1 protein-coding gene is annotated in these 289 nt (G+C 64.4%); it reads right to left on the minus strand.

Annotated elements, in window-relative coordinates:
• The coding region (locus SB725_RS30730; RefSeq protein ID WP_410923140.1) for a Rieske 2Fe-2S domain-containing protein at positions 1-255 on the minus strand (255 nt) is incomplete at its 3' end.
• Positions 256-289: the final 34 nt, after the last annotated feature.

Here is a 289-nt window from a genome sequence, read left to right on the forward strand (position 1 = left end):
CATGTAACGTGGCACGTCGAGGTTCTGCGGTGCTGGCTTGTCGCGGAATACCCGTCCGGCAAGATCGTAGGTCGAGCCGTGGCAGGGACACAGGAAGCCGCCTGGCCAGCCGTCGGGAAGATTCGGCTGAGGACCAGCCTGGAACCGGGGGCGTGGCGTGCAACCAAGGTGGGTGCAGACGCCGACGATGAGCAGTATGGTCGTGCGCTCGGCGCGCGAACGGTACTCGTTACTGCAGTACCCTGGCAATGGCATCGAAAAGGGCCGGGTGCTATGCGGGTCTGCAACG

The sequence above is a fragment of the Pseudomonas sp. SIMBA_041 genome (assembly GCF_046535095.1).
GTDB classification, from domain to species: domain Bacteria; phylum Pseudomonadota; class Gammaproteobacteria; order Pseudomonadales; family Pseudomonadaceae; genus Aquipseudomonas; species Aquipseudomonas mucoides.